Raw genomic sequence first — 26998 nt, forward strand, 5'->3', positions numbered from 1 at the left:
CGCGCCGGTGGCTAGGGTGGGTCCCATGACTCAGCAGACGCAGTGGGAGTACGCCACGATCCCCCTCCTCATCCACGCGACCAAGCAGATCCTCGACCAGTGGGGCGAGGACGGCTGGGAGCTCGTCACGGTGATCCCGGGCCCCGAGGGGAACAACCCCGTGGCCTACCTCAAGCGTCCGAAGGCGGCGTGAACGTGACGGAGCAGTCCTCGGCCCCCACCTGGGGCGACGGCGCCGTCGCGGCCCGCCTCGCGGAGCTCGGCATCGACCGACCCGCCGTCGCGGCGCCGGTCGGCTCCTACGTCCCGGCGCTGCGGGACGGCGACCTCGTGCTGACCTCCGGCCAGCTCCCCTTCGTGGCCGGCGCCCTGCCCGCCACCGGCAAGGTGGGCGCGGAGGTCACCCCCGAACGCGCCCAGGAGCTCGCGCGGGCATGCGCCGTGAACGCGGTGGCCGCGGTGCACGAGCTGGTGGGCGACCTGGACCGGGTCGCCCAGGTCGTCAAGGTCGTCGGCTTCGTGGCCTCCGACCCCGCGTTCACCGGTCAGCCCGGCGTGGTGAACGGCGCCTCGGACGTGCTGGCCGAGATCTTCGGCGAGGCCGGCCGCCACGCGCGCTCCGCCGTCGGCGTGGCCGTGCTGCCCATGGACGCTCCCGTCGAGGTGGAGATCACCGTCCGTGTCCGCTGACCCGGCCGGCCTGCTGCTGCCGGTCCCGGGGCAGGAGGAGGACCTCACCCGCCAGTGGCTGGACCGGCGCTTCCGCCAGGTCCGCCCCGCCCGGCCCGGGTCGTCCGTCGTGCTCGTGCGGGACGGCGACGACGGCCCGGAGGTCTTCCTCCGTCACCGCGCGGGACGCACCCCGCTCGGCCGCGTGGGTCTGCCCGGCGGCGCGCTCATCGAGTCCGACGCCGACTCCTGCCCGTGGTACGGGCCCGAGCCCTCCCAGTGGGCCCGCACGTTCGGGACCACGGACCGGCGGCGTGCGCGGCAGCACGTGGTGGCCGCCGTCCGTGAGCTCCACGACGAGGCCGGAGTGCTCCTCGCCGGTCGCTCCGACACGGACGTCGTGTCCACGGCGCGCATCGAGACCTGGGGCGGGGGCCGCAGCTCCCTCGAGGAGGGCTCGGAGAGTCTGCCCCATCTGCTGGCCGCGCGTGGCCTCGGGGTGCGCGCCGACCTGCTGCGCCCCGTCATGCGCTGGCGATCCGCGCCCCACGTCCACCGACGCTTCGACACGGCCGTGTTCGCCACGATGACCCCACCGCTGCAGTCCGCGCCGGCATCCGAGGAACCCGGTCCCGAACTTCAGGCGTGGGTGCCCGCGCGTCGCGCGCTCGCCGGCCCGCTGCGGCTGCCCGGACCCGCCGGGGCGGAGGGCACGGCACCCTTCGACCAGGTGGCGACCCCGCTGACGCAGGTGATCGTGCGTCGGGTCGCGGCGCACCGGACGGCCGCCGCCTTCCTGCTCTCCGTCACGCCCTGTGTCCGGCGTGGTCCCGTGCCGGAATACCATCTGGTCACCGAGGCCGGCGACGACGGCACCCCCCGGATGCGCGTGGAGCGGGCCACCCGGGACTGACCGGGGTGGCCCGCTCCACGGCAGGGCGGGGGGCGTCAGCGCGAACGCTGACGCAGACGCTGCAGGTCCAGGATGACCACGGCGCGGTTCTCCAGGCGGATCCAGCCGCGCTGGACGAACTCGGCCAGGGCCTTGTTCACGGTCTCGCGGGACGCGCCCACCAGCTGGGCGAGCTCCTCCTGCGTGAGGTCGTGCGCCACCAGCAGGCCGTCCGCGGCCGGCCGGCCGAAGCGGTCCGCGAGGTCCAGGAGCGCCTTGGCCACGCGGCCCGGCACGTCCGAGAACACCAGGTCCGCCAGGGACTCGTTGGTCTTGGACAGGCGCTGGGCCAGGGCCTGGAGCAGCTGGACCGACACATCCGGCGACGAGGCGATGGCGCGGCGCAGGTTCTCATGGCGCAGACCGGCCAGGCGCGTGGCGGACACCGCGGTGGCGGTGGCGTTGCGCGGGGCGGGGTTGAACAGGGCCATCTCGCCGAAGATCTCGCCGGGGCCGAGCACGGCCACGAGGTTCTCGCGGCCGTCCGAAGCGGTGCGGCCGAGCTTGATCTTGCCGGACATGATCACGTACAGCTGATCGCCCTGGTCGCCCTCGTGGAACGCGGACGCGCCGCGGGAGAGCTCCACCTCGGTCAGCTCCGAGGTGAGGATGGCGAACACCTCGTCGTCCAGGTTGGTGAACAGCGGAGCCTTCCGCAGAACCTCGAGATCCATGTGTGCGTGTCCTCTCTGTGGGCAGTTCCTCACACCGCGGCGGAGGAGCCGCCCGGTTCACTGGCGTCCATTGTGCCCCATACCCCCGTGCGGGCCGATACCCTGGATCCTCCACCGGGCGCGCGGGCGGTCCCCGTGCGTGGCCGGTGCCGTCGCATCCGAAGGAGGTCGCCCATGCCGCTGGGTCTGACGTGGCTGGACGTCCTGCTCATCGTCGCGCTCGCGATGCTCCTGGTCCAGGGCCACCGTCGCGGCCTGTGGGTGGTGCTGGGCAACCTCGTCGGCCTGGTCGGCGGTGCCGCGATCGCGTTCTACGCCCTGCCGGAGGTGGCGGAGTTCGTCACCGCGCCGCAGTGGCGGTGGGCCGCGCTGATCGCCACCCTCGTCCTGCTCGTGGCGGCGGGCCAGTACGTGGGCGCCGCCATCGGCGAGGCGATCCGGCTGCGCGTGAACCTGCCGGCCCTGCGACTCGTCGACCGCCTGCTCGGCGCGCTCGCCGCCGGTCTCGCGGGCGCCCTCGTCCTCTGGCTCGTGGCGTTCTCCATCGCGGCCTCCGGCTCCACCGCGGTCACGCGTGAGGTGACCCGCTCGCAGGTGATCACGGCGCTGGACACCGTGATGCCCGACTCGCTCCTGGCCTGGGCCGCCCGCTCGCGCTCCGCCGTCGCCGACCTGGACGTGCTGCCGGAGCTCGAGCTGCCCGCCCCCGTCCCGGAGTCCGACGACGGCGTCCGCGCCGCCCCGGCCGCGACGCCGGGTCTGCCCTCGGCCGCCTCCTCCCCGTCCGACACCGCGACGTCCGCCCCGCCCGCGTCGTCCGCCTCGGCGACCCCCGAGGAGCCCGACGACGCCGCCGCGGCGTCGTCGTCCACGGCCGCCGCGCCGTCGGCCACGACGACCGCCCCCGCCTCGTCGACGTCGACGGCCGCCCCCTCGACTCCCGCCGCCTCCTCGGCGTCGGCCGCCGTCGTCCGGCTGACCGGGACGGCCGCGCAGTGCAGCCAGGTGCAGAGCGGCTCGGGCGTGGCCGTGGCCCCGGACCGCGTGCTCACGAACGCGCACGTGGTCCTCGGCGTGGACGCCCCCACCGTGACGGACCGCGCCCGCGGCGTGCACGCGGCGCGGATCGTCCACCTGGACACGGCGCACGATCTCGCCGTCCTGGCGGTCGACGGCGCGGACCTGCCCGTCATGCCGGTCGGGGCCGAGCTGACGGGCGGCGCGTCGGCCTCCGTCCTGGGGTACCCCGACGGCGGCCCGTTCGCCTCCACCCCCGCGGCCGTGCAGGCCGTCGGCGAGGTGCCGCTCGGCGACGTCCTGACCGGGGCCGCGAGCATGGTGGACGTCTACACCCTCGCGGCGGACATCCGCCACGGCTACTCGGGCGGCCCGGTGGTGGACGCCGCCGGGAACCTGGCCGGTCTGGTGTTCGCCCGGGCCCCGGGCTCGGACGCCGTCGGCTACGCCCTGACGGCGGACACCATCGCCCCTGTCGTCGCCGCGGCCCCGGGGATGACAGCCACGGTCCCCTCGGGGGACTGCGTCCCGGGCGGCTGAGCCGGCGCCGCGCCACGCGCCTGACGCCCGCATTCCGGACCGGACTGTCCGGCAACGGCCCGCGTCGACTATTGTGGCATCCGTCACACTCGAGTTTCCCCGACCCTCGGAGGTCCTGCATGTCCAGCACCGTCTCCGCGCCGGCGCCCGCGCCGGCGCCACAGCGCACCCGGGAGGAGTTCACCGGCCGGTGGGCCTTCATCCTGGCGGCCATCGGCTCCGCCGTGGGCCTCGGCAACATCTGGCGCTTCCCCTACGTCGCCTATGAGAACGGCGGCGGCGCGTTCGTCATCCCCTACCTGATCGCGCTGCTCACCGCGGGCATCCCGCTGCTGTTCTTCGACTACGCGATCGGCCACCGCTTCCGCGGCTCCGCGCCTCTGGCATTCCGACGCCTGTCCCGGTGGACCGAGACCGTCGGCTGGTGGCAGGTGCTCATCTGCGTCGTCATCGGGATCTACTACGCCGCGATCATCGGCTGGGCGATCATGTACACCTGGTTCTCCGTGGACCAGCGGTGGGGCGACGACCCGGAGACCTTCCTCATGGGCGACTACCTGCAGGTCGCCGACGACCCGTCCCCGTCCTTCGACTTCGTCTCGGGCGTCTTCTGGCCCATGCTCGCCGTCTGGGTGATCACGCTGCTCATCATGGGCTTCGGCGTGCGCCGGGGCGTGGCCCTGGCCTCGATGGTCGGCATCCCGCTGCTCGTCGTGATGTTCCTGATCCTCGTCGGCATCGCCCTCACCCTGCCGGGCGCCGCCCAGGGCCTGGACGCGCTGTTCACGCCGAACTGGTCCGCGCTCGCGGACCCGGGCGTCTGGATCGCCGCCTACGGTCAGATCTTCTTCTCGCTGTCCGTCGGCTTCGGCATCATGATCACCTACGCCTCCTACCTCAACCGCCGCACGAACCTCACCGGCTCCGGCCTGGTGGTCGGCTTCTCCAACTCGGGCTTCGAGATCCTGGCCGGCATCGGCGTGTTCTCCGCCCTGGGCTTCATGGCGCAGGCCTCCGGCGTGTCCGTGTCCGAGGTGGCCGGCAGCGGCATCGGCCTGGCGTTCATCGCCTTCCCCACCCTGATCTCGCAGGCCCCGCTCGGCGCCCTGATCGGCGTGCTGTTCTTCGGCTCGCTCGTGGTCGCCGGCTTCACCTCGCTGATCTCGATCCTCGAGGTCGTCATCTCCGCCGTGAAGGACAAGCTCGGCTGGGGCCGCTGGACGGCCACGATCGTGGTGATCGGCCTGTCCGGGGTGGTCTCCCTCGCCCTGTTCTCCACCACCACGGGCCTGCAGATGCTGGACACCATGGACGCGTTCGCCAACAACTTCGGCATCGTGGGCGCGGCGCTCCTGTCGGTGCTCCTGGTCACCGGCGCGCTGGGCTCGGCCCGTCGCATCACGGCGCACCTCAACGCCGTCTCCTCCTTCAAGGTCGGCCGCGGGTACGTGCTGCTGATCGGCGTGCTCATGCCGATCGTGCTCGCCTACATCTGGCTCTCCTGGATCATGAAGGTGATCGCGGAGGGCTATGAGGGCTACCCGGGCGACTTCCTCGGCGTCTTCGGCTGGGGCATCGCGCTCGGCTCCGTCGCCCTGGCCGTCCTGCTCTCCCTGATCCCGTGGTCCCGCAAGTCCAACCTCTACGCGGAGGACCTGGACAGCGAGATCCACGGCGACCTCATCCCGCACAACGCCGTGCCCCAGGGCACCGTCCCCACCGGCGCCCTGCCGGTGATGCCCGCGGCCACCACCCGGAAGGAGCTCTGACCGATGAGCACCGCAGCGATCGTCATGATGTCCCTGGCCATCCTCCTGGTGTGGGGCGGCCTCGCGGTCTCCGCCGTCCACCTGCTCCGCCACCCGGACGACTCCTCGGGCGATCTCGCCATCGGGGGCGAACTGGCCCCCGCCGTGTGGGAGCGCGAGGATGGCCGTCTCGACGCGCAGCACCGGTGAGACGATGAGGGCCCCCGGTCCGTCCGCGGCGACCCCGTCCGCGGCCCCGGTCGCCGGCGGAGCCGCGGGCGTGGTCTCCGCCTCCCTGCCGGTCGTGGCGGTGGACGGGAGCCTGCCGACCCCGCCCTACCGGCAGATCGTGGACGCGGTCCTGGCCGGCGTCGCCTCCGGATCCCTGGCCCGCGGTGACCGACTGCCGCCCGTGCGCGCGCTCGCCGCCGAGCTCGGCGTGGCACCGGGTACCGTGGCCCGGGCCTACAAGGAGCTCGAGGCGCACGGCACCATCCGCACCCGGGGCCGCGCGGGCACGTTCGTGGCCGCCTCGGCGGACGCCCGCGCGGACGCCGCGCACCAGGCCGTGCGCCGCTGTCTCGACACCCTGCTCGAGCGCCTCGGCTACACGCCCGACGAGGCCGTGGAGCTGGTCCGCCGGGACGCGGCCGCCCGCGCCTGAGCCGGGCCCGCCCACCGACGACGCCGCCCCGGACCGCACGCAGCGTGCGGACCGGGGCGGCGTCGTCGTGCCGGCTCAGGCCTTCGGCGCGAGCGTCTCCACGATGCGCTGCATGACCGTGGGGTCGGCCAGCGTGGTGGAGTCGCCCGGGTCGCGGCCCTCGGCCACGTCCTTGAGCAGGCGGCGCATGATCTTGCCGGAGCGCGTCTTGGGCAGCTCGGGGACCACGAGCACGAGCTTGGGCTTGGCGATGGGGCCGATGTCCTTGCCCACGTGCTGCCGCAGCTCCTCCTCGACCTCGGCGACGTCGCGGTCGGCCGCGGCGGCGACCTCGGTGAGCAGGACGAACGCGACGACCGCCTCGCCCGTGGTCTCGTCCTTCGCACCGACCACCGCGGACTCGGCCACGGACGGGTGCGCCACGAGGGAGGACTCGATCTCGGTGGTGGACAGGCGGTGGCCGGAGACGTTCATGACGTCGTCCACGCGGCCCAGCAGCCAGATGTCGCCGTCCTCGTCGTAGCGGGCGCCGTCGCCGGCGAAGTACATGCCGGGGAAGCGGGACCAGTAGGTCTCCTTGAAGCGCTCCCGGTCGCCCCAGATGCCGCGCAGCATGGACGGCCACGGCTCGCGCACCACGAGGAAGCCCGCGCTCGTGTCCGTCATGTGCTCACCGAGCTCGTCCACGACCTCCAGCACGACGCCGGGCACCGGCCTCTGGGCGGAACCGGGCTTGAGGGTGGTCACGCCGGGCAGCGGGGTGAGCATGTGGGCGCCCGTCTCGGTCTGCCACCAGGTGTCCACGATGGGGCAGCGGCCGGCGCCGATGACCTCGTGGTACCAGCGCCAGGCCTCCGGGTTGATGGCCTCGCCCACGGAGCCGAGCACGCGCAGGCTGGAGAGGTCGTACTCGTCCGGGATGTGCCGGCCCCACTTCATGAACGTGCGGATCGCCGTCGGCGCCGTGTAGAGGATGCTCACGCCGTACTTCTGCACGATCTCCCACCAGCGGCCCTGGTGCGGGGAGTCCGGGGTGCCCTCGTAGATCACCTGGGTGGCGCCGTTGACCAGCGGTGCGTAGGCGACGTAGGAGTGCCCGGTGACCCAGCCGACGTCGGCGGTGCACCAGAAGACGTCCGACTCCGGGTGCAGGTCGAAGGTGTCGTGGTGGGTGGCCGCGGCCTGCACGAGGTAGCCGCCGGTGGTGTGCAGGATGCCCTTCGGCTTCCCGGTGGTGCCGGAGGTGTACAGGATGTAGAGCGGGTGCTCGGCGTCGTGCCACACGAGCTCGTGCTCGTCGGACTGGCCGTCCACGACGTCGTGCCACCACAGGTCGCGGCCCTCGGTCATCTCGACCTCGGCCTCGTTGCGGCGGACCACGAGCACGTGCTCGGCGGTGTGGCCCGGCGCGGAGAGGGCCTGGTCCACGGCGGGCTTGAGCATGGAGGGCTTGCCGCGGCGGAAGGAGCCGTCCGCCGTGACGACGAGCTTGGCCTCGGCGTCGTCCACGCGTGAGCGCAGGGCGTCGGAGGAGAAGCCGCCGAACACCACGGAGTGGACCGCGCCGATGCGCGCGCACGCGAGCATCGTGATGACGGCCTCGGGGATCATCGGCAGGTAGACGGCCACGCGGTCGCCCTTGGTCACGCCGAGGGACTCGAACGCGTTGGCGGCGCGCCGGACCTCGGCGGCCAGGTCGGCGTAGGTGTAGGTCCGGGTGTCGCCGGGCTCGCCCTCGAAGTGGATGGCCACGCGGTCGCCGTGGCCGGCCTCGACGTGGCGGTCCAGGGCGTTGTACGCGGCGTTGGTGGTGCCGCCGACGAACCACTTCGCGAAGGGTGCGTCGGACCAGTCCAGGACGTCGGTGAAGTCCTGCTCCCAGTGCAGGACCTCGCGGGCGCGGCGGGCCCAGTAGGCCAGGCGGTCCTCGGCGGCCTCCTCGTACAGGTCGGCTCCGGCCACCGCCTGGGCGGGGAATTCGGCCGGGGGCGGGAACGTGGGGATCTGCTCGTCCATCGACGGGGTCCTTTCGAGGTGGTGCGGTCGGTGCGTGGCGCGGATGTGACGCGTCCCACACTAGTCTCCCGCCTCAGCATGCCGCGCGCGGCGTCGTCGCCACAAATCCTCGGGTCCTGTGTGTCGCATCGCGCCCGGAAGCGGGGGCCGGACGCGGTCCGGACGCCGGCACGCGTTCCGCTCCCTAGGATGGTCGGACCTGAGCGGATCGCACGAGGGCGGGAGGACGCGCGGATGGAGACGGAGTCGACGGGCACGCCGACCGGGGAGACCCGGCTGGCCCTGGTGCGCCGGGCGCGGCGGATCAACCGGATCCTGGCCGAGACGTACCCGTACGCCGTCGCCGAGCTGGACTTCGAGACGCCGTTCGAGCTGCTCGTGGCCACGGTGCTGTCCGCCCAGACCACCGACGTGCGGGTCAACGCGGCCACGCCGGCGCTGTTCGCCCGCTTCCCGGACGCCCATGCGATGGCCGCGGCCACCGAGCCGGAGCTGCAGGAGCTCGTGCGCTCCACGGGGTTCTACCGGAACAAGGCCTCCGCGATCCTGCGGTTGTCCCAGGAGCTCGTGGCCCGGCACGACGGCGAGGTCCCCGCCCGTCTCGAGGACCTCGTGGCGCTGCCCGGGGTGGGGCGCAAGACCGCGTTCGTGGTGCTCGGCAACGCCTTCGGCCAGCCCGGGATCACCGTGGACACGCACGTCGGCCGGCTCGCCCGGCGCCTGGGGTTCACGGACGAGACCGACCCGGTGAAGGTCGAGCACGCCGTGGGTGCCCTGTTCCCGCGCCGGGACTGGACGATGCTCTCCCACCGGCTGATCTTCCACGGCCGCCGCGTGTGCCACGCGCGCCGCCCGGCGTGCGGGGCGTGCCCGATCGCCCGCTGGTGCCCGTCCTACGGCGCGGGGGAGACCGACCCCGAGCGGGCGCGCGCCCTGCTCGCCTACGAGCTCAAGCCCGGCCGGGAGGAGCTGCTCGAGCTCCTGCGCGCGGGGCGGACGCGCCGGGAGCTGCGCGCCCTCGGCCACGGGCTGGAGGCCTGAGCGCTCAGCCTGCCCGCCCGCTCAGCCGGCGGTGAGGCCCGCGAGGATCGCGTCGACGGCCCGGCGCGCGTGCACCCCCACGCCCGCGAGCGTGGCCGAGGCGGCCCCGCACCAGTCGTCGTAGCCGAGCAGGTGCAGCCCCGGCACGTCCACCGAGGCGGTCGGCAGCGCACGCTCCGTCGCCGGCGCCCCGGAGGGGCGGCGGGTCAGCTCGAGGCCCCGCAGATGGCGCAGGTCCGCCCGGAAGCCCGTGCACCAGACGACGTCATCCACCGGGTGCTCGGCCCCGCGCACCCGGGCCGCGGCGCGGCTGGCGGCGGGCCAGCCGTGGCTTGCGCCGGCGTCGTGGCCCCAACGGACGCCCTCCGGCGTGAGCGCCGTGGGCGCGGGGACCGCGTGGAGCCCGGCCTCGTCGCGGGCGCGGATCACCGAGGGCACCATGACGATGTCCCCGAGGTCGCCCACGCGCGCCTCGGAGCGGCCCAGCACGCGCGCCGAGGCCCGGTCGAAGAGCACCCGCCCGTCCACGTCGTCCGGCATGAACCGGGGCGGACGCCGGGTGGCCCACGTGGTGGCGACACCCGCCAGCAGCAGGTCAGCCGCGATCTGGGCGCCCGAGTTGCCGCCGCCCACCACGAGGACGCGCCGCCCGGCGAACGCGTCGGGGGAGCGGTACGCGGCGGAGTGCCGCTGCGTGCCGCCGAAGCGGTCGGCGCCCGGGAGGGCCGGCACGAACGGGCGGGTGAACGAGCCGGTCGCGGAGACCACGGCCCGGGCGCTCAGGGCCGTGCCGTCCTCGAGCCGCAGGGTGAACGGCGGGGACGCGGCGGCGTCGTGCGTCACCTCCGCGACACGCACGCCCCGGCGCACCGGCAGCCCGTAGCGGTCCTCGTAGTCGGCCAGGTAGGCGACGACGTGCCCGGCGTCCGGGGTGCCGGGACCGGGCGACGGCGGCATGGGTCGGCCCGGCAGGGAGGAGTGCTCGGCGGGGGAGAACAGGCGCAGGGAGTCCCAGTGGTGCGGCCACGCGCCGCCGGGCTGGGCGGACGCGTCGAGCAGGACGAACGACGGCGGCGGGCCCGGCCGGCGCCCGCGGTCGACGTCCCGCGCGGCCCGGGCCAGGAAGTAGCCGACCGCCAGTCCGGCCTGTCCGGCGCCGATCACCGCGACGTCCACCGGATCCGGGGACGCGGCGTCCGCCGGGGGCGAGGTCAGGGGAGCCGTCATGCCCCGAGGCTACGACCGGCGGCTAGCGTGGGGGCCATGCCTGAGACCCCCGCGAGCCCCCGCCCGACCTCCCGCGACGCCGCCGGGACGTCCGAGGCGTCGCTGACGGGTGCGCGGGACCAGCTGGCGGACCTCGTGGCCCGGTGGGGCACGGCCCCTGCGGACGCGCCCGGTCACCACGACCCGGCCTCGCTCACCACCATCCCGCCCGAGGCCGTGCCGATGTGGGGCTTCGAGTGGCCCCGGTCCGGCGATCCGCGCCCCTCCGCCGTGCTGATCCTGTTCGGCGCCCTCGACGACGTCCCCGCCCGTCACGACGCCGAGCGCGTGCACCCGCACGTGGACGTGCTGCTGACCCAGCGCGCCGCCACCCTGCGCCAGCACGCCGGGCAGATCGCGTTCCCCGGCGGTCGCGTCGACCCCGAGGACGCCGACGTCGTGGCCACGGCCCTGCGCGAGGCGCAGGAGGAGACCGGCTTGGACCCGGCCGGCGTGGAGGTCCTGGGCGTGCTGCCGGCGGTGCCGGTGGTGGTCTCCGGGCACGTGGTGCACCCGGTGCTCGGGTGGTGGCGGGACCCCAGTCGCGTGGCGGTGGTCGACCAGGCCGAGGCCGCGGCCGTGTTCCGGATGCCGGTCGCGGACCTGGTGGACCCCGCGAACCGGTGCCGCGTGGCCCGGCCCGGCGGCCGCCGCGGCGAGACGCCGGGCTTCCTCGTGGGCGAGCGCCTGGTGTGGGGGTTCACGGCGGCGCTGCTGGACCGTGTGCTGGCGCTGCTGGGCTGGGACGTGCCGTGGGACGACTCCCGCGTGCGCGACGCGCGGACCCACGAGATCCTGCGCGGTTGACGGCTGCGCGGCGCCGTCCGCTCCTGCACAGGCGCCGGGGGGTGGGCACGTGTCCCCAGCCGGACGACCGGGGCAGGCGGGCGCGCGGGCGAGGCGGTGGACTGGACGGGCCGGCGGCCGCGGACCGCGGCGGCCGCCCCCCATCCCGCAGGAGGTCCGCCATGCGCCCGTTCGTCCCCGCCGCCCCGGCCCGCCCGCCCCGGGGCCGACGGTCCCGCCTCGCCCCGCCCGAGGTCGGCCGACGGTTCCCGTGGCCCCGCACTGACCCGGCCGAGCCGGAACGCACGCAGGTCGCCGCGCCGCCGCTGGCCACACCCGCAGCGGGCCCCGGCGGGCTGGACGCCGCCGTCGTGCGCCGGCGCGTGGCCGAGGCCCGTGCGTCGGCCGCCGACGGGGCGGAGCCGCCGCTGGCCCCGCTGATCGCCGAGGCCCTCGATGCGCCGATCGACGACCCGCGCGTGGCGGCGCTGGTCGATGAGCTCGACGGCTTCGGCCCGCTCGCACCCTGGGTGCGCACCCCGGGCGTGACCGACGTGCTCGTGGACGGCGCGGGCGCGGTGTGGACCGACGGGGACGAAGGCCTCGTCCGCCGCCCCGGTCGGCTCGACCCCGAGACCGCCCGGGAGCTCGCGGTGCGGCTGCTGCACCGGGCCGGCCGCCGCCTCGACGCGGCGGTGCCGCTGGCCGACGCCCGCGTGGGCGGCGTGCGCGTCCACGCGGTCCTGCCCCCGGTCAGTGGCGGCGGCACCCTGCTGAGCCTGCGGATCCCGGCCGCGACGACGCCGTCGCTGGCCGCGCTGGCCGACGGCTGGCCGGACGGCGCCCTCTGGGCCGACGCCCTCGAGGCGCTCGTGCGCGACCGTGCCACCGTCCTGGTCAGCGGCGCGACCGGGGCAGGCAAGACCACGCTGCTCTCCGCAGCCCTCGGCCGGGTGCCGGGGGACGAACGGATCGTCGTCGTGGAGGACACGGCCGAGGCCGCGCCCGATCACCCGCACGTGGTCGCACTGCAGTGCCGCGCCGCCAACGCGGAGGGCGCCGGCGAGGTCGGACTGGCCGAGCTCGTCCGCCACGCGCTGCGGATGCGGCCGGACCGGCTCGTGGTCGGCGAGTGCCGCGGCGCCGAGGTGGCCGACGTCCTCACCGCCCTGAACACGGGACACCAGGGCGCGTGGGGCACCCTGCACGCCAACGCCGCCGCCGAGGTGCCCGCCCGGCTGACGGCCATGGCCTCCCTGGCCGGCTGGCGGCCCGAGACGGTGGCCGCGCAGGCCCGCGCCGGCGTGGACGCCGTGCTGCACGTCGCCCGGGACGGCCACGGGCGGCACCCCGTCGAGCTCGCCGTCCCGGACCCGCGCGCCGACGGGTTCGCCCTGCTGCCCGCCCTCACGTGGCGGCCCGGGACGGAGGCGACGGGCGGGCGGACCGTCGAGGGACCCGGCGTGCCCGCGCTCGCGGCGCGGCTGGCGGGGCGGGGCGGCCGGTGAGCCCGACGACGGCCACCGGGCCGGCGCGGCGGTCCCGCGCCGGGCGTGCCGTGGCGCTGCTGCCCTGGCGGGCCGGGCGGGCGAGGCCGGAGGAGGAGACGGAGGTGCTCGTCGGCGTGCTGCGCCGCTGGGCCGCCCTCGTCGCGGCCGGTCTGACCGAGGAGCAGGCCTGGCGGGAGACCGCGTGCACCCTGCCCGCCTGCGGGTCGGGCCCGGGCGAGGCGGGTGCCGCATGCTGCGCCCATCACCACGCCCGACGCCGGGCCGAGGCGCTGGCCTGGGATGTGCCGGCGTCGCCTGCGCCGACCGGGGAGGCGGCGCGCCGCGGTGGGACCCCGCCCTGGCGGACCCCCGCACGGGACCCGGGCTGGGCGTTGGTCGATGCGGCGCTCGCGGCCGGGGCCCGGGCGGGTGCCGCTCCCGCAGCCGTGGCCCGGCGGCTGGCCCACAGCCTCGAGGCGGACGTGGACGCGGCCCGGGCCCGCCGCTCGGCCGCGGCGGGGCCGGGCGCGACGTCCCGACTGCTGCAGTGGCTGCCCCTGGGCGGCCTCGGCCTCGCGTGGCTGCTCGGCACCTCCCCGTGGGACCTGGTCCGCTCGCCCTTCGGTGCCGTGGTCGCCGCGGTGGGGCTGCTGTTCTGGCTGGCCGGGCGGTCCTGGACGCGCCTGCTGCTGCGTGCGGCCGCGCGCGAGCCGGCGGCGGTGGGCGCCGCCGTCGTGCTGGACGTGCTGGCGGCGCTGCTCAGCGCCGGCCGATCCCTGCCCGCCGCGCTGGACGACCTCGGCCGGACCCTGCCGGGCGCCCGCGGCCTGCGGGCCACGGCGGCGCTGCTGCTCTGGGGCCGGGACTGGGACGAGGCGTGGGTGGGCCTCGACACGGACCCGGTGTGGGCCGAGACCGCCGCCCGACTGCGTCCGCTGCACCGGTCCGGGATGGCCGGCGCCCGCACGCTGGCCGAGACCGCCGCCGCCGTCCGTCAGCAGACCCGGCGGACCGATGAACGGGCGGCCGAGGAGCTGGCCGTGCGCCTGGTGATGCCGCTGGGGCTGTGCCTGCTGCCCGCCTTCGTGTGCTGGGGCGTTGTGCCCGTCGTCATGGCCCTGCTCGGGGCGGGACCGGGCTGAGGCGGCGGCGACACCGGGGCGTCCGGTCCTGCACAGGGCCCCGTTCGCCCCGCCCCATCCCCGGATCCGCACCGCCCCCGGCGCGCGGGGCCCGCACCGGGCCAGCCTGGGACCAGCGGCCCGGCCGGGCCGTCACCACCGCCCCGCACCGCGGGGCCCACTCCAGGAGGACCACCATGACCCACCGCTCCCACTCCGCCCAGCCCGCCGTCACTCGCCCGAGCGAGCGCGACCGCCTCGCCCGCGTCGTCGACGCCGCGAGCGAGGAGACCGGCGCGATCACGGCCGAGTACGGCATCCTCACGCTCGCCGCCGTGGGCTTCGCGGGCGTGCTGGCCGTCGTGCTCACCAGCCCGGACGTGCAGTCGCTGCTCGTGGACCTCGTCTCCGGGGCGCTCCAGCGTGACTGAGCACCCGATCTCCGCCCCGCCGTCCGGGCGCCGCACGGGCGCCCGGACGGCGGGGTGGCCCCGGGCGCTCCGGGGCGGCGAGACCGGGGCCGTCACGGCCGAGTACGCGGTGCTGCTGCCCGTGATCGCGTTCGTGCTCGTGTCCGTCCTGCTGGCCGGCGCCGCCGCGGTGCAGCAGGTGCGGGGTCAGGACGCCGCGGCGTCGGCCGCCCGCATCCTCGCCCGGGGCGACGACGAGGCGGCGGCCCGGGACGCGGTGGCGCGCATGGCCGGCGACGACGCCTCGCTCTCGCACACCGTCGAGGGCGGGTGGGTGACCGTCGAGGTCGTCCAGCCCGGCCCCGGGCCGCTCGCCTGGGCCGAGGTGCTCACCCTCACCGCCCACGCCGCCGCCCCCGACCAGCGGCCCGGAACGCCCGCCGCCTCACCGGAGGACCGGTCATGACCCGCGGGAGGGCGCCCGCGCGGGGCGAACGCGGCTCGGGCACCGTGTCCGTCCTGGGCACGGCCGCCCTGGGGGCGGGTCTGCTGCTGGCGGTCGCGGCGCTCGGGCAGGCCTCGGTCACCGGCTCCCGGGCGGCCGGGGCCGCCGACCTGGCGGCGCTCGCCGCCTCCGACGCCCGGCGCGGGCTCTCCGACCACGAGCCGTGCGTGCTGGCCGGGCGGACCGCCGAACGCAACGGGGCCGTCGTCGTGGCGTGCGAGGTGCGCGAGGACGGGACCGTGCGCGTCGCGGTCGAGCTCGCCCGCGCCCCGCTGCCGGCGGCCACGGCCGACGCCGTCGCGGGTCCGCCGCGGTCTCAGGCCCCGGGCGCCGCGTCCGCGGCCCCGCCGGGGGCGCCGCCCGAGCCGTCGGCCGAGGCGTCCGCCGGGACGAGGTGATCGGCGTGGTCCATCAGGAACCGCAGGACGGTCAGCGCGCCGGCCTTGTCCAGGGGGCTGTTGCGGTTGCCGCACTTGGGGGACTGCACGCAGGACGGGCAGCCCTCCGCGCACTCGCAGGCCGCGATGGCCCCCGCCGTCGCCTCGACCCAGCGTCGCGCCTGCTCGAAGCCGCGTTCGGCGAAGCCCGCCCCGCCGGGCCGGCCGTCGTAGACGAACACGGCGGGGGAGCCCGTGTCCGGGTGCAGGACCATCGAGACGCCGCCGATGTCCCAGCGGTCGTTCGAGGCGACGAGCGGCATCATGCCGATCATCGCGTGTTCCGCCGCGTGGAGGGCGCCGGGCAGGCGATCCGTGGTCAGACCCGCGGCGATGAGCTCGTCCGAGGCCGCCTGGAACCACACCGCCGAGGTGAACAGGTCCCGCGCCGGCAGGTCGAGGGGCTCCTCGCCGAGCACCTCCCCGGAGGCCAGGGCCTTGCGCTGGAAGGACACCACCTGGGTGCGGACCTGCACCTCCCCGAGGCACCAGCGCAGGGTGCTCTCGCGCGCGTCCAGGCGACGGTGCACCGCGACGATCTCGATCTCCGTGACGTCCCGGGCCTGCGTGGTGAAGTCCGGCCAGGCCCGCGTGACCACCACGGCGTGCGCGTCCTCGTCCAGCTCCGCCACGAGGTACGTGCGGTCCTGGTGCACGTACACCGCGCCGGGATGCGCCTGGTAGTGGGTCTGGGGCGAGTCCATCGTGCCCAGCAGGGCACCGGACTCGGCGTCGATGATGTCCATGGGCCCGCCGCCGTCGTCCCGCAGGGAGACCATGCCGGCGGCGTGCTCGGGGTGCGTCCAGAACCAGCCGGCCGGCCGACGGCGCAGCAGCCCCTGCTCGACCAGCACGTCCAGCAGGGCGCGCACCCGCCCCGGTTCCCCGAACCAGCCGAACGCCTCGGGCGTGATCGGCAGTTCCGCGGCGGCCGCGCACAGCTGCGGGCCGAGCAGGTGCGGGTTCTCCGGGTCCACCACGGTGTCCTCCACGCCCAGGTCGAACACGGCCTCCGGGTGGTCCACCACGAACGTGTCCAGGGGGTCGTCCGAGGCCACGAAGAACGCGAGCGCATCCTGGCCACCGCGCCCGGCGCGGCCGATCTGCTGGAAGAACGACGCGCGGGTGCCCGGCCAGCCGGCCACCACCACCGCGTCCAGCCCCGCGACGTCGATGCCCATCTCCAGCGCCGGCGTCGAGGCCATGCCCAGCAGCCGACCCGAGCGCAGGTCCGCCTCCAGCTCCCGCCGCTCCTCGGGCAGGTAGCCCGAGCGGTAGGCCGCGATCCGCGTGCCGAGCCCCGGCTCGACCTCCTCGAGCTGCCGCTTGGCCGCGCTGGCGATGGCCTCGGCCCCGCGCCGCGAGCGGATGAACGCCAGCGTGCGCACCTGCTGCAGGGCCAGGTCCGTGACCAGGTCGGCGGCGGCGGCCATCGCCGAGCGGCGGACGGGCGCGCCGTTCTCGCCCCGACGGTCCGTCAGCTCCGGCTCCCAGAACGCCACCGTGACCGCCCCGTGCGGGGACGCGTCCTCGGTGACGGCCGTGGCCGGCGCCCCGATCAGTCGGGCGAAGTGCCCGGCCGGATCCGCCGACGTCGCGGACGCTCCGATGAACACGGTCTCCGGACGGTCCCCGCGGTAGTGGGCGGCGATGCGCCGCAGCCGGCGCAGCAGGATGCCCACCTGCGAGCCGAAGACGCCCCGGTACGTGTGCGACTCGTCCACCACCACGAACGCCAGGTTCCGGAAGAACGCGGCCCACCGCTCGTGGTGCGGCAGGATCCCCACGTGGAGCATGTCCGGGTTGGTCATGAGAACGGTGGCGTGCTCGCGAGCCCAGATCCGGTCCTGCGGTGCGGTGTCGCCGTCGTAGGGGGCCGCGCGCAGCCCCGGGGCGCCGTCCCGCTCGAGGGCGCGCCAAGAGGTCAGCTGGTCCGCCGCGAGGGCCTTGGTGGGGGCGAGGTAGAGCGCGGTGGCCCGGGGGTCGGCGGCCAGCCGGGTGCCGACCGCCAGCTGGTAGCCCAGCGACTTGCCCGACGCCGTGCCCGTGGCGAGCACGGTGTGCGTCCCCGCGCCGGCCAGGGCCGCGGCGCGCACCTGGTGCAGCCACGGCCGCTCGACGCCGCGTGCCGCGAACGCCCTGACCAGGCCCTCCGGCGCGTCCGCGGGCCAGTCCGTGTGCCGGGCCTGCCGGGCGGGCAGCTCGGTGACGTGGCGAATCTGCTCGGGCAGCCCGGTCCGGCCCAGCGCCGCACGGAGTCCGGCCCCCGCCGGCGTGTCCGGGCGCAGGTCGCCGGGTGCCGTGACGGACAGCCCGGCCACGACGTCGGCCACCACCTCACCGACGGGCTGCGGCTCCGGTCCGGAGCAGTCCGGGGCGGCGTCGTCCACGCCCGGCGCGGCGTCCGCCGTGCCGGGCGGCCCCCAGCCGCCCGCGGGATCCGCCCAGGGATCGTGCTCCGGGAGGTGGCCGGTCACGCCCCCATGGTGCCGGTGTGCTCGGCGGTGGGGTTGTCCTCGGCCAGGCCGCGACCCCAGATGGACACGGGGCCGAGGTCGGTCCAGGCCAGGTGGCGGTACAGCTTCTGCCCGTCCGGCGAGGCGACGAGCAGGCCGCGGCTGATCTCACCCTCGCTCATGACCTCGGAGGTGAGGTAGCGCATCACGAGGGAGCCGAGGCCGCGGCGACGGTGGTTCGGGGACGTCCAGATCCGGTCGTAGACGGCGGTGCCGTCCTCCTCGGTGACCCAGCCGAGGGCGGCGAGCTCTTCCTCGCCCTCCGGCGCGGTCGAGGCGCCGACGGCCAGGATGCGCAGGCGACGGCTGCCCTCCATCGGCTGGTCCACGCGGGCCTCATAGCCCTCGGGCAGCAGCGGGGGCTCCACGTCCTGCAGCTCGGGGTCCATGTCCATGGTCATGAAGCGCTCCGGCTCGGCCTGGGCCTTCAGACCCATGGCCTTCGGGTCCTCGCCGGCGTCGCCGAACACGGTGAGCAGAATCTGCTCCTGGTCCCGCAGCGCCTCGCGCAGGTCCTCCAGCTCCGCGCGGGAGGGGTTCACCACCACGTGCTCCCACGTGGCCGGCACGTCCACCGTGGCGCGACCGGAGCCGCCGGGGATCATGCGGGCGGGGCGAGGGGTGCGCAGGGCCGCGCGTCGCCCCGCCTCCTGGCTCGTGCGGTAGCCGCGCGATCGCGACCAGGCCGCGAACCAGATGTCGACCAGTGCCGGATCCAGATGCTCAGTCATGTCTGAAGGGTAAGGCGTGTGGCCGGTGCGGGCCAGGCCCCGCCCGTCCCGCACGGCCGTCACATCCGGGGCCGCGCACTAGCCTGGACCTCGATGAGCACCGCCGCCCTCTCCCGCATCGCGCTGTACTACCGGTTCACCCCGCTCGCCGACCCCGAGGCGGTGCGGCTGTGGCAGCGCGCGCTCGCGGCGTCCCTCGGCCTGACCGGCCGGATCATCGTGTCGCCGCAGGGGATCAACGGGACCGTCGGCGGACCGGTCGACGCGGTCAAGCGCTACGTGCGCGGCACGCGGGAGCATCCGGCGTTCCGGGACCTCGAGGTGAAGTGGTCGGGCGGCTCGGCGGCGGACTTCCCCCGCCTCTCCGTCAAGGTCAAGCCCGAGCTCGTCGCGTTCGGGGCCCCCGAGCGCATCACCGTGGACGCGGACGGCGTCGTCGGCACGGGGGAGCGGCTCACCCCCGCCCAGGTGGACGCGCTCGTCGCCGAGCGGGCCGGCACCGCGAACCCCGTGCGCTTCCTCGACGGCCGCAACACGGTGGAGGCGGCCATCGGCCGCTTCGACGGGGCCGTGGTCCCGGACGCGCACACCACCCGCGACCTGCTCGCCGCCGTCGACTCCGGGGCCCTGGACCACGTCAAGGACGCGCCGCTGATCACCTACTGCACGGGCGGCGTGCGCTGCGAGGTCCTCTCGGCCCTGCTCAAGGACCGCGGCTTCGCCGAGGTCTACCAGCTCGACGGCGGCATCGTCCGCTACGGCGAGGCCCGTGGCGACGCCGGACTGTGGCGGGGCGAGCTGGCCGTGTTCGACCGGCGCCTGTCCACCCGCTTCACCGCCGACGCCGAGACCATCGGCCGGTGCGTCGCGTGCGAGGCACCGACCTCGGCGCTGCGCAACTGCGCCGACCCGGCCTGCACCACGCTCGAGGTCCGCTGTGCGGCCTGCGCCGCCGACGACCCCGAGCACCGCTGTCCTGTCTGCGCCCACCGCCCCCACCCCGCTGAGAGGACCGAGGCATGAGTCCCGTCCCGACACCCCCGTCGCCCCCCGCCCCGCGGCTGACCCCGGCCACGGCCGTGGCCCTCGCCGCGGATCTGGCGGCCCTGCCGTTCACCACCGCCGCCGTCGAGGGGCTGCTCGGACCCGTGGCCACGCTCGCCCTGGACCGCGAGCACGCCGAGGCCGCCCGCCGCGTCGTCGCCGGTCACCTGGCGGGCCCCGGCCGGCCCGACGACGCAGCCGGCCCCGGCGACCGGTATGGCACGCGGGGCCTCGCCGCCGCCGTCGGGGCCTGGCTGCTCGGCGACCCCGTCCCCGCCGCCGACCTCGACGCCGCGCTGCCCCGCCTCGGCCTGGCCGGGGCCGTGGCGGCCGGGCTCGTCGTCGAGGGGCCGGACGGGCGCGTGCGCGGCGCGGTGGACCTCTCGCCGTACGAGGCGGACGAGCCGGGCCGGATGTGGATCGCCTCGGACCTGACGGCCCTGCAGCGGCGCGGCCCGCTGCCTCCCGAGCACGTGCTCGGCGTCGGCCGGGCCTCCCTCACGCTCGCCGGCGCCACGCAGCGCCGTCCCGTGGCCCGCGCCCTCGACGTGGGGGTGGGCTGCGGGATCCAGACCCTGCACCTGCTCGCCCACGCCGACCATGTCACCGCCACGGACCTGTCCGAGCGGGCCCTGGCATTCACCCGGTTCAACCTGCTGCTCAACGCGGACGTGCTCGGCCTCGACCGGGACCGGCTCGAGGACCGGGTCCGGCTGGCGGCCGGCGATCTGCTGGCGCCGGTGACGGGGGAGCGGTTCGACCTCGTGGTCTCGAACCCGCCGTTCGTGATCACCCCGCGCACGGACCCGGACGCGCCCATGCTGACCTACCGCGACGGCGGCCGCGAAGGCGACCGGATCGTCGCGGAGCTGATCGCGGCCCTGCCGGACGTGCTCGCCGAGGGCGGCACCGCGCAGCTGCTCGCCAACTGGGAGATCCCGGCGGGGGACACCGCCGACGCCGACACCGCACCGTGGGACGCGCGCCCGCGCTCGTGGGTGGCGCCGGGGATGCAGGCCTGGTTCCTCCAGCGCGACCGGCAGGACCCCGCGGGCTACGCGGAGACATGGCTGCAGGACTCCTCGCTCGAGCTCGACCCGCCCGCCTATGAGGCCGCCTACCGCGGCTACCTGGACGACTTCGCCGCGCGCGGGGTCGCGGGCGTGGGCTTCGGCCACGTGTGGCTGCGTCGGCCCGCCGCGGACGGCTCCCAGGGCCGGGGGTGGGTGGTCGCCGAGGAGCTGACCCAGCCCGTGGACGAGGCCCTCGGCGCCGCGTGGGCCGCCGCCGTCGCCCGCCGGGACCGGCTCGCCGCGGGCGCCGGGGCGGGGGACGCCGTCGGGGACCCGGCCCTGGCCGCGCTGCGCGGCCTGCACCTGCGCGTGGCCGCGGACGTCACGGAGGAGCGGCACCAGCGGTTCGGGGCGGAGCACCCCGAGGTGATCCTGGCCCGGCAGGGCTCCGGGTTCCGGCGCGTGGCGCGCCTGGACACCGCGACGGCGGGCGTGCTGTCCGCCTCCGACGGCGAGCTGTCCGTGGGGCAGCTGGTGGGCGCGGTCGCCGCGCTGCTGGAGCTGGACGACGTCGGCCGGGCCGGCCTGCTGGCCGCGCTGCGGGAGCTGTACGAGGACGGTTTCCTGGTGGAGGGCTGACGATCGGGTGGTGGCGGGCGCGGGGACGCCGGGCGTTATCGTGGTCAGCGCGCCCTACGATGTGGGGACGTCCGCCCGACGCCGGCGTGCACCGCGCACCGGCCCGGAACCACCGCCTTCCCCGTCCGAGGAGGACCCCCTTGTCCACGTCATCCGCTTCCGTGACCGCTCCCGTGCCCGAGGGCAAGAAGCTGGTCATCGTGGAGTCCCCGGCCAAGAGCAAGTCCATCGCGAAGTACCTCAACGCGGTGGGCTCCGGCTGGGTGGTGGACTCCTCCGTGGGGCACATCCGCGACCTGCCCAAGCCCTCGGACCTGCCGGCGGACATGAAGAAGGGCCCGTTCGGGAAGTTCGCCGTGGACACGGAGCACGGCTTCACCCCGTACTACGTGGTGCACCCGGACAAGAAGAAGAAGGTCGCGGAGCTCAAGCGCGAGCTCAAGGACGCCGAGGCCCTCTACCTCGCCACGGATGCGGACCGGGAGGGCGAGGCCATCGCCTGGCACCTGCTGGACACCCTCAAGCCCACGGTGCCGGTGTACCGGATGACCTTCGGGGAGATCACCCAGGAGGGCGTGCGCCGAGGCCTGGAGAACATCCGCGAGCTGGACACGGCCCTCGTGGACGCCCAGGAGACGCGCCGCATCCTCGACCGCCTGTTCGGCTACGAGCTCTCGCCGGTGCTGTGGCGCAAGGTCTCCCGCGGGCTCTCGGCGGGCCGCGTGCAGTCGGTGGCCACCCGCCTCGTCGTCGAGCGCGAGCGGGAGCGCATGGCCTTCGTCTCCGCCCACTACTGGGGCGTGGAGGGCACCTTCACGGTGGCCGAGGGCGCGCAGGCCGCGGACGCCGTGGGCAGCTCGTTCACGGCCCGCCTCAGCACGGTGGACGGCGAGCGCGTGGCCACGGGCCGCGACTTCGACGACGCCGGGCGGCTCAAGGCCTCCGCCGGCAAGAAGGTGACCCACCTGGACGAGGCCGGCGCCCGCTCGCTGGCCGAGGGTCTGCGCGGGGCGGACTTCACGGTCGACTCGGTGGAGGACAAGCCGTACACCCGCCGCCCGGCCGCCCCCTTCACCACCTCCACGCTGCAACAGGAGGCCGCCCGCAAGCTCCGCATGAGCTCCCGCGTCTCCATGCAGGTGGCCCAGCGCCTGTACGAGAACGGCTACATCACGTACATGCGCACGGACTCGGTGAACCTCTCGCAGGAAGCCGTGCAGGCCGCCCGGCGCCAGGCCACCGAGCTCTACGGGGCGGACGCCGTGCCGGCCCAGCCGCGCGTCTACGCCAAGCGCAACGAGACCGCGCAGGAGGCCCACGAGGCCATCCGGCCCGCGGGGGACTCCTTCCGGACCCCGGCCCAGGTCAAGGCCGAGCTGCGCCCGGACGAGTTCCGCCTGTACGAGCTGATCTGGAAGCGCACCGTGGCCTCGCAGATGGCCGATGCCAAGGGCTACACCGCCACGCTGCGGCTCTCGGCCACCGCGCAGGACGGCCGCCTCGCGCAGTTCAGCGCCTCGGGCACCGTCATCACGTTCAAGGGCTTCCTCGACGCGTACGAGGAGGGCCGGGACGCCGAGGTCGACGGCGAGAACGCGGAGGCCAAGGACCGCCGCCTGCCGCAGGTGGCCCAGGGCGAGCGCCTCACCGGTGACCCGATCGAGGCCACCGGGCACGAGACCTCCCCGCCGGCCCGCTACACCGAGGCGTCGATCGTCGCCGAGCTGGAGCGCCGCGAGATCGGGCGGCCCTCCACGTACGCCCCGACGATCTCCACGATCATGGACCGCGGTTACGTGTCCAAGCGCGGCACCGCGCTCGTCCCGTCGTGGACCGCGTTCGCGGTGATCGGACTGCTCGAGGACTACTTCGCGAAGTACGTGGACTACGACTTCACGGCCCGCATGGAGGACGACCTCGACCGGATCGCCGCGGGCGAGCTCGGCCGCGAGGCCTGGCTGCAGACCTTCTACTTCGGGGCCCCCGCCGCGGAGACGGAGAAGGGCGTCGAGGGCCTCAAGCACGTGGTGGACAACCTCGGCGAGATCGACGCGCGAGCCGTGAACTCGCTGCCGATCACCGAGGACATCACCCTGCGGGTGGGCCAGTACGGCCCGTACCTGGAGCGGTCGCTGCCGGCCGACGCGGAGGCGGGCGCCACCCCGCCGCGCGCCAACGTCCCCGAGGACCTGGCCCCGGACGAGCTCACCCCGGCCAAGGCCGAGGAGCTGTTCGCCACCGCCCAGCCCTCCGAGCGCGAGCTCGGCACGGACCCGGAGACGGGCCGGACCGTCGTCGCCAGGGACGGGCGCTACGGGCCCTACGTCACCGAGGTCATCCCGGAGATGACCGAGGAGGAGCTGCAGGCCTGGCTCGACGCCCAGCCCACCGAGTACTACAAGAACGGCAAGCCCAAGCCGAAGAAGAAGCCGGCCAAGGAGAAGCCCCGCACCGGCTCCCTCTTCACGAGCATGTCCGTGGACACCGTGACCCTCGAGCAGGCGCTGCAGCTGATGTCCCTGCCGCGCGTCGTGGGCGCGGACGCCGAGGGCGAGGTCATCACCGCCCAGAACGGCCGCTTCGGGCCCTACCTGAAGAAGGGCTCGGACTCGCGCTCGCTCGAGTCCGAGGACCAGATCTTCAGCATCACGCAGGAGCAGGCCCTCGAGATCTACGCCCAGCCGAAGCAGCGTGGCCGCGGGGCCGCCAAGCCGCCGCTGGCCGAGTTCGGCGAGGACCCGGTCTCCGGCAAGAAGGTCACCGTGAAGGAGGGCCGCTTCGGCCCGTACGTCACGGACGGGGTCACCAACATCACCGTCCCGCGCGGCCGTCAGCCCGAGGAGCTCACGGCGGAGGAGGCCTACCAGCTGCTCGCGGACAAGCGTGCCAAGGGCCCGGCCACCCGCGGCGGTGCCAAGAAGCCGGCGGCCCGCAAGGCCCCGGCCAAGAAGACCACCGCGCGGAAGAAGGCCTGAGCGCCATGCGCCTCGGCGTCCTGGACATCGGGTCCAACACCGTCCACCTGCTGCTCGTGGACGCCCACCCGGGGGCCCGCCCCGTCGCCTACGCGGAGCACAAGCGCTCCCTTCCGCTGATCCGCTACCAGGACGCCGACGGGGCGATCACGGAGGAGGGACAGCGGGAGCTCGTGGACTTCGTCCGTGAGGCCGCCGCGTTCGCGGAGGAGCATCGGGCGGAGGACATGATCTCGTTCTGCACCTCGGCGATCCGCGAGTCCGCGAACGGCGCCGCCGTGCTGGCCCGCGTGCAGGCCGAGACCGGTGTGCACCTCTCCGAGCTCACGGGGGACCAGGAGTCGGCCATGACGTACTTCGCCGTGCGCCGCTGGCAGGGCTGGGGCGCCGGCTCCATCCTGAACTTCGACATCGGCGGCGGCTCCTTCGAGATCGCCTACGGCCAGGACGAGCTGCCCTCGCACGCCCTGTCCCTGCCGCTGGGCGCCGGCCGCCTCACCCGCGACTGGGTGCTCGAGGACCCGCCCAGCCCCAAGGCGGTGAAGAAGCTCCGCAAGCACGTGGAGAAGCGACTCGAGGAGGCGTATACGGCCTTCCCGCGCATCGAGTCGCCCGTGGTGGTCACCGCCACCTCGAAGACGTTCCGCTCCCTCGCCCGGATCACCGGGGCGGCGCCGTCGGCGGCGGGCCCCTTCGTGAAGCGGCACCTGCGCGCGGACGACCTGCACCTGTGGGTGAACCGCCTCGCGGCGATGACCGTCGCGGAGCGGGCGGAGCTGCCCGGCGTCTCGGACGTGCGCGCGCACCAGGTGTTCGCGGGGGCGATCGTCGCGCTGACGGCCATGCGCACGTTCGGCATCGCCCAGCTCGAGATCTGCCCGTGGGCGCTGCGCGAGGGCCTGATCCTCAACCGCCTCGACGCGCTCATGCTCGAGGGCCACCTCACCCGGGACGGCCTGCCCGGTGTCGGCCACGTGAACCTCAACCCGGACACCCTCCTGCCGGGGCTGAGCCTGGGGGTGCGCTGACCATGGCGGACTCCACCGCGCACCTGGCCCCCGCGGCGCGCTTCGGCGCGGACATCCCCGTGACCCTGTCCTCCTCGTCCGTGTTCCCCCTGGGCACCCAGGACGTGTTCGCCACCGCCGAGGACCTCGGCTACGACGGCGTGGAGGTCATGGTCACGCACAACGCGTGGAGCCAGGACGCGCGGCGGCTGGCGCGGCTGTCCGAGCGGCACGGGATGCCCATCGACTCCATCCACGCGCCCACCCTGCTGTTCACGCAGCAGGTCTGGGGCTCCGCGTGGTCCAAGATCCGCCGCTCCGTGGAGCTGGCGCAGGCCGTGGGCGCGGCCACCGTGGTGGCCCATCCGCCGTTCCGCTGGCAGGGCACGTACGCGGTGCGCTTCGCCGAGGGCATCCACGAGCTCATGGCGGAGACCGGCGTCGTGATCGCCGTGGAGAACATGTACCCGTGGCGGGCCTACGGCCGCGAGGCCAAGATGTACCTGCCGCACTGGAACCCGCTGCCCGAGCCGTACGAGCACATCTGCTGGGACTTCTCCCACGCGGCCATCGCGCGGGCGGACTCCCTGGCGGCCGTCCGCGAGCTCGGCCCGCGGCTGCGGCACGTCCACCTCACCGACGGCAACGACTCCGGCAAGGACGACCACCTGGTCCCCGGCGAGGGCACGCAGCGCGTGGCCGAGACCCTGCGCCACCTGGCGACCGTGGGCCTGGCCGGTGCGGTGTGCGTGGAGGTGGGCACCCGCGGCGTGGAGTACGCGGGACAGCGGGAGGAGAAGCTCGCCGCCTCGCTCGCCTTCGCGCGCGAGCACCTGGCCGCCGGCGAGACCGACCACCACGACGACGGCGCCCTGCGCCCGACCACGAAGGAGACGGACCGACCATGAAGCTGACCATCCTGGGCCTGGGCACCATGACCGGCGCGATCCTCGCCGGAGCCCTCGACGCCGGCGCCGTGCGCGCCGAGGACGTCACCGCCACCACCCGCTCCGCCGCGTCCGCCGAGAAGGCCGCCGCGCAGCACGGCGTCACCGTGACCTCCCAGGAGCGGGACGGACGCGCCAACCATGCCGCGGTCGCCGAGGCGGACATCGTCCTGGTGGGCGTGAAGCCGAAGGACATGGTCGCCACCCTCACGGACCTGGCGCCGTCGCTGCGCCCCGAGACCGTGGTGGTGTCCGTGGCAGCCGGTGTCACCTCCGCCACCATGGCCGCCGTGCTGCCGGCGGGGCAGCCGATCGTGCGGACCATGCCGAACACGCCCCTGACGGTGGGCTCCGGCGTCGTCGGCATGGCCCCCGGGCCGGGCGTCACCGAGGAGCAGACCGCCGCCGTGCGCGCCCTCTTCGAGGGCTCCGGCCTGGTGGTGCCGGTGGCCGAGGAGCAGCTCTCCGCCGTGGTGGCCACCGCCGGCTCCGCCCCGGCCTACGTGTTCCTGCTGGCCGAGCTGATCGCCGCCCACGGCGCCGAGATGGGACTGGACGCCGCCTCCGCCGAGGCCATGGCCGCGGCCACCGTCAAGGGCGCCGGCATCATGCTCCAGCAGGAGGGGGCCAGGGCCGAGGCTCTGCGCAAGGCCGTGATGAGCCCGAACGGCACCACCGAGAAGGCCGTGGAGGCGTTCCTGGACGGCGGCATGGGCGACCTCGTGAACCGTGCCATGGACGCGGCCGCGCAGCGCGACACGGAGATGGCCGAGGAGTTCGGGGCCTGACG

General features: G+C 75.4%; 25 protein-coding genes. 20 read left to right on the forward strand and 5 right to left on the reverse strand.

The features are described from left to right. Positions 1-25 precede the first annotated feature (25 nt). The 3 genes from sp36 to HDA34_RS09230 are packed head-to-tail and all read left to right on the forward strand — an operon-like array spanning position 26 to position 1582. Complete coding sequence (gene sp36 / locus HDA34_RS09220) at positions 26-193, forward strand: Sp36 family protein (protein WP_010080276.1); 168 nt, start codon at positions 26-28, stop codon at positions 191-193. Continuing rightward, positions 190-690, forward strand: coding sequence for a RidA family protein (locus HDA34_RS09225; protein ID WP_020628330.1), 501 nt, complete (start codon positions 190-192; stop codon positions 688-690). Before sp36 ends, HDA34_RS09225 begins: the two co-directional genes overlap by 4 nt. Continuing rightward, positions 680-1582: an NUDIX hydrolase gene (locus HDA34_RS09230; RefSeq protein WP_044658871.1), complete on the forward strand. Its 903-nt coding sequence runs from the start codon at positions 680-682 to the stop codon at positions 1580-1582. The genes HDA34_RS09225 and HDA34_RS09230 overlap by 11 nt, the downstream gene beginning before the upstream one ends. Positions 1583-1617: 35 nt before the next feature. Here HDA34_RS09230 and HDA34_RS09235 read toward each other — a convergent pair whose 3' ends face one another. After that, positions 1618-2295: a Crp/Fnr family transcriptional regulator gene (locus tag HDA34_RS09235; RefSeq protein WP_002854021.1), complete on the reverse strand. Its 678-nt coding sequence runs from the start codon at positions 2293-2295 to the stop codon at positions 1618-1620. Between the two features lie 174 nt (positions 2296-2469). On the opposite strand from HDA34_RS09235, the gene HDA34_RS09240 reads away from it, so the two are divergent. The 4 genes from HDA34_RS09240 to HDA34_RS09255 all read left to right on the forward strand — a co-directional run bounded on the left by HDA34_RS09240 (position 2470) and on the right by HDA34_RS09255 (position 6264). Further along, entirely contained in the window at positions 2470-3852 is a 1383-nt protein-coding gene (locus HDA34_RS09240) for a MarP family serine protease (RefSeq protein ID WP_060973805.1), read from the forward strand. A gap of 119 nt (positions 3853-3971) precedes the next feature. Further along, on the forward strand, positions 3972-5621 hold the full coding sequence (locus HDA34_RS09245; protein WP_060973804.1) for a sodium-dependent transporter: 1650 nt from the start codon (positions 3972-3974) through the stop codon (positions 5619-5621). A 3-nt stretch (positions 5622-5624) separates the two neighbouring features. Further along, positions 5625-5810, forward strand: coding sequence for a methionine/alanine import family NSS transporter small subunit (locus HDA34_RS09250; RefSeq protein WP_002854027.1), 186 nt, complete (start codon positions 5625-5627; stop codon positions 5808-5810). Further along, a complete protein-coding gene (locus tag HDA34_RS09255; RefSeq protein ID WP_036334115.1) occupies positions 5782-6264 on the forward strand; it encodes a GntR family transcriptional regulator in 483 nt (160 codons plus the stop codon). The genes HDA34_RS09250 and HDA34_RS09255 overlap by 29 nt, the downstream gene beginning before the upstream one ends. Positions 6265-6339: 75 nt before the next feature. On the opposite strand, the gene acs is transcribed toward HDA34_RS09255, so the two are convergent. Continuing rightward, a complete protein-coding gene (gene acs / locus HDA34_RS09260) occupies positions 6340-8280 on the reverse strand; it encodes an acetate--CoA ligase (RefSeq protein ID WP_134377251.1) in 1941 nt (646 codons plus the stop codon). A gap of 234 nt (positions 8281-8514) precedes the next feature. Here acs and nth point away from each other — a divergent pair, with 234 nt between their 5' ends. After that, entirely contained in the window at positions 8515-9321 is an 807-nt protein-coding gene (gene nth, locus HDA34_RS09265) for an endonuclease III (RefSeq protein WP_041103994.1), read from the forward strand. Positions 9322-9342: 21 nt separating this feature from the next. On the opposite strand, the gene HDA34_RS09270 is transcribed toward nth, so the two are convergent. Next, complete coding sequence (locus HDA34_RS09270; RefSeq protein WP_041103996.1) at positions 9343-10548, reverse strand: NAD(P)-binding domain-containing protein; 1206 nt, start codon at positions 10546-10548, stop codon at positions 9343-9345. 36 nt (positions 10549-10584) lie between these two features. Here HDA34_RS09270 and HDA34_RS09275 point away from each other — a divergent pair, with 36 nt between their 5' ends. From HDA34_RS09275 to HDA34_RS09300, 6 genes are all read left to right on the forward strand, one after another. Beyond that, entirely contained in the window at positions 10585-11394 is an 810-nt protein-coding gene (locus tag HDA34_RS09275; RefSeq protein WP_041103998.1) for an NUDIX hydrolase, read from the forward strand. Between the two features lie 161 nt (positions 11395-11555). After that, complete coding sequence (locus HDA34_RS09280; protein WP_134377252.1) at positions 11556-12881, forward strand: TadA family conjugal transfer-associated ATPase; 1326 nt, start codon at positions 11556-11558, stop codon at positions 12879-12881. Then, positions 12878-14005: a type II secretion system F family protein gene (locus HDA34_RS09285; protein ID WP_230956258.1), complete on the forward strand. Its 1128-nt coding sequence runs from the start codon at positions 12878-12880 to the stop codon at positions 14003-14005. The genes HDA34_RS09280 and HDA34_RS09285 overlap by 4 nt, the downstream gene beginning before the upstream one ends. Before the next feature lie 176 nt (positions 14006-14181). Next, entirely contained in the window at positions 14182-14415 is a 234-nt protein-coding gene (locus tag HDA34_RS09290) for a DUF4244 domain-containing protein (RefSeq protein ID WP_049161531.1), read from the forward strand. Continuing rightward, complete coding sequence (locus HDA34_RS09295) at positions 14408-14860, forward strand: TadE family type IV pilus minor pilin (protein ID WP_060973650.1); 453 nt, start codon at positions 14408-14410, stop codon at positions 14858-14860. Before HDA34_RS09290 ends, HDA34_RS09295 begins: the two co-directional genes overlap by 8 nt. Beyond that, positions 14857-15297: an Rv3654c family TadE-like protein gene (locus HDA34_RS09300; RefSeq protein ID WP_060973649.1), complete on the forward strand. Its 441-nt coding sequence runs from the start codon at positions 14857-14859 to the stop codon at positions 15295-15297. Before HDA34_RS09295 ends, HDA34_RS09300 begins: the two co-directional genes overlap by 4 nt. Here the strand turns inward: HDA34_RS09300 and sftH are convergent. Both sftH and HDA34_RS09310 read right to left on the reverse strand, forming a co-directional pair. After that, entirely contained in the window at positions 15216-17813 is a 2598-nt protein-coding gene (gene sftH, locus HDA34_RS09305) for a DNA 3'-5' helicase SftH (RefSeq protein WP_060973648.1), read from the reverse strand. The genes HDA34_RS09300 and sftH overlap by 82 nt on opposite strands. After that, positions 17810-18583, reverse strand: coding sequence for a GNAT family N-acetyltransferase (locus HDA34_RS09310; RefSeq protein WP_134377253.1), 774 nt, complete (start codon positions 18581-18583; stop codon positions 17810-17812). Before HDA34_RS09310 ends, sftH begins: the two co-directional genes overlap by 4 nt. A 93-nt stretch (positions 18584-18676) precedes the next feature. Here HDA34_RS09310 and trhO point away from each other — a divergent pair, with 93 nt between their 5' ends. From trhO to proC, 6 genes are all read left to right on the forward strand, one after another. Then, positions 18677-19606, forward strand: coding sequence for an oxygen-dependent tRNA uridine(34) hydroxylase TrhO (gene trhO, locus HDA34_RS09315; protein ID WP_061867166.1), 930 nt, complete (start codon positions 18677-18679; stop codon positions 19604-19606). After that, the gene (locus HDA34_RS09320) at positions 19603-21279 is read left to right on the forward strand and encodes a DUF7059 domain-containing protein (protein WP_134377254.1); all 1677 of its coding nucleotides are present in this window, start codon (positions 19603-19605) and stop codon (positions 21277-21279) included. Before trhO ends, HDA34_RS09320 begins: the two co-directional genes overlap by 4 nt. A 140-nt stretch (positions 21280-21419) precedes the next feature. Beyond that, entirely contained in the window at positions 21420-24254 is a 2835-nt protein-coding gene (topA, locus tag HDA34_RS09325) for a type I DNA topoisomerase (protein WP_061867164.1), read from the forward strand. Positions 24255-24259: 5 nt separating this feature from the next. Further along, a complete protein-coding gene (locus tag HDA34_RS09330) occupies positions 24260-25282 on the forward strand; it encodes a Ppx/GppA family phosphatase (protein ID WP_095694895.1) in 1023 nt (340 codons plus the stop codon). Positions 25283-25284: 2 nt separating this feature from the next. Continuing rightward, positions 25285-26169, forward strand: coding sequence for a sugar phosphate isomerase/epimerase family protein (locus tag HDA34_RS09335; protein WP_134377255.1), 885 nt, complete (start codon positions 25285-25287; stop codon positions 26167-26169). Further along, complete coding sequence (proC, locus tag HDA34_RS09340; protein WP_134377256.1) at positions 26166-26996, forward strand: pyrroline-5-carboxylate reductase; 831 nt, start codon at positions 26166-26168, stop codon at positions 26994-26996. The genes HDA34_RS09335 and proC overlap by 4 nt, the downstream gene beginning before the upstream one ends. The last annotated feature ends 2 nt before the right edge of the window (positions 26997-26998 follow it).

This window comes from Micrococcus luteus, assembly GCF_014138885.1.
Classification (GTDB): Bacteria; Actinomycetota; Actinomycetes; order Actinomycetales; family Micrococcaceae; genus Micrococcus; species Micrococcus luteus.

Coding starts and splice junctions, on each gene's coding strand:
- HDA34_RS09280 (WP_134377252.1), top strand. CDS start 11,556: ATGCGCCCGTTCGTCCCCGCCGCCCCGGCCCGCCCGCCCCGGGGCCGA.
- HDA34_RS09320 (WP_134377254.1), top strand. CDS start 19,603: ATGAGTCCCGTCCCGACACCCCCGTCGCCCCCCGCCCCGCGGCTGACC.
- HDA34_RS09250 (WP_002854027.1), top strand. CDS start 5,625: ATGAGCACCGCAGCGATCGTCATGATGTCCCTGGCCATCCTCCTGGTG.
- HDA34_RS09330 (WP_095694895.1), top strand. CDS start 24,260: ATGCGCCTCGGCGTCCTGGACATCGGGTCCAACACCGTCCACCTGCTG.
- HDA34_RS09240 (WP_060973805.1), top strand. CDS start 2,470: ATGCCGCTGGGTCTGACGTGGCTGGACGTCCTGCTCATCGTCGCGCTC.
- HDA34_RS09270 (WP_041103996.1), bottom strand. CDS start 10,548: ATGACGGCTCCCCTGACCTCGCCCCCGGCGGACGCCGCGTCCCCGGAT.
- HDA34_RS09310 (WP_134377253.1), bottom strand. CDS start 18,583: ATGACTGAGCATCTGGATCCGGCACTGGTCGACATCTGGTTCGCGGCC.
- nth (WP_041103994.1), top strand. CDS start 8,515: ATGGAGACGGAGTCGACGGGCACGCCGACCGGGGAGACCCGGCTGGCC.
- HDA34_RS09335 (WP_134377255.1), top strand. CDS start 25,285: ATGGCGGACTCCACCGCGCACCTGGCCCCCGCGGCGCGCTTCGGCGCG.
- HDA34_RS09290 (WP_049161531.1), top strand. CDS start 14,182: ATGACCCACCGCTCCCACTCCGCCCAGCCCGCCGTCACTCGCCCGAGC.
- proC (WP_134377256.1), top strand. CDS start 26,166: ATGAAGCTGACCATCCTGGGCCTGGGCACCATGACCGGCGCGATCCTC.
- HDA34_RS09245 (WP_060973804.1), top strand. CDS start 3,972: ATGTCCAGCACCGTCTCCGCGCCGGCGCCCGCGCCGGCGCCACAGCGC.
- sp36 (WP_010080276.1), top strand. CDS start 26: ATGACTCAGCAGACGCAGTGGGAGTACGCCACGATCCCCCTCCTCATC.
- trhO (WP_061867166.1), top strand. CDS start 18,677: ATGAGCACCGCCGCCCTCTCCCGCATCGCGCTGTACTACCGGTTCACC.
- acs (WP_134377251.1), bottom strand. CDS start 8,280: ATGGACGAGCAGATCCCCACGTTCCCGCCCCCGGCCGAATTCCCCGCC.
- HDA34_RS09255 (WP_036334115.1), top strand. CDS start 5,782: ATGGCCGTCTCGACGCGCAGCACCGGTGAGACGATGAGGGCCCCCGGT.
- HDA34_RS09300 (WP_060973649.1), top strand. CDS start 14,857: ATGACCCGCGGGAGGGCGCCCGCGCGGGGCGAACGCGGCTCGGGCACC.
- HDA34_RS09275 (WP_041103998.1), top strand. CDS start 10,585: ATGCCTGAGACCCCCGCGAGCCCCCGCCCGACCTCCCGCGACGCCGCC.
- HDA34_RS09235 (WP_002854021.1), bottom strand. CDS start 2,295: ATGGATCTCGAGGTTCTGCGGAAGGCTCCGCTGTTCACCAACCTGGAC.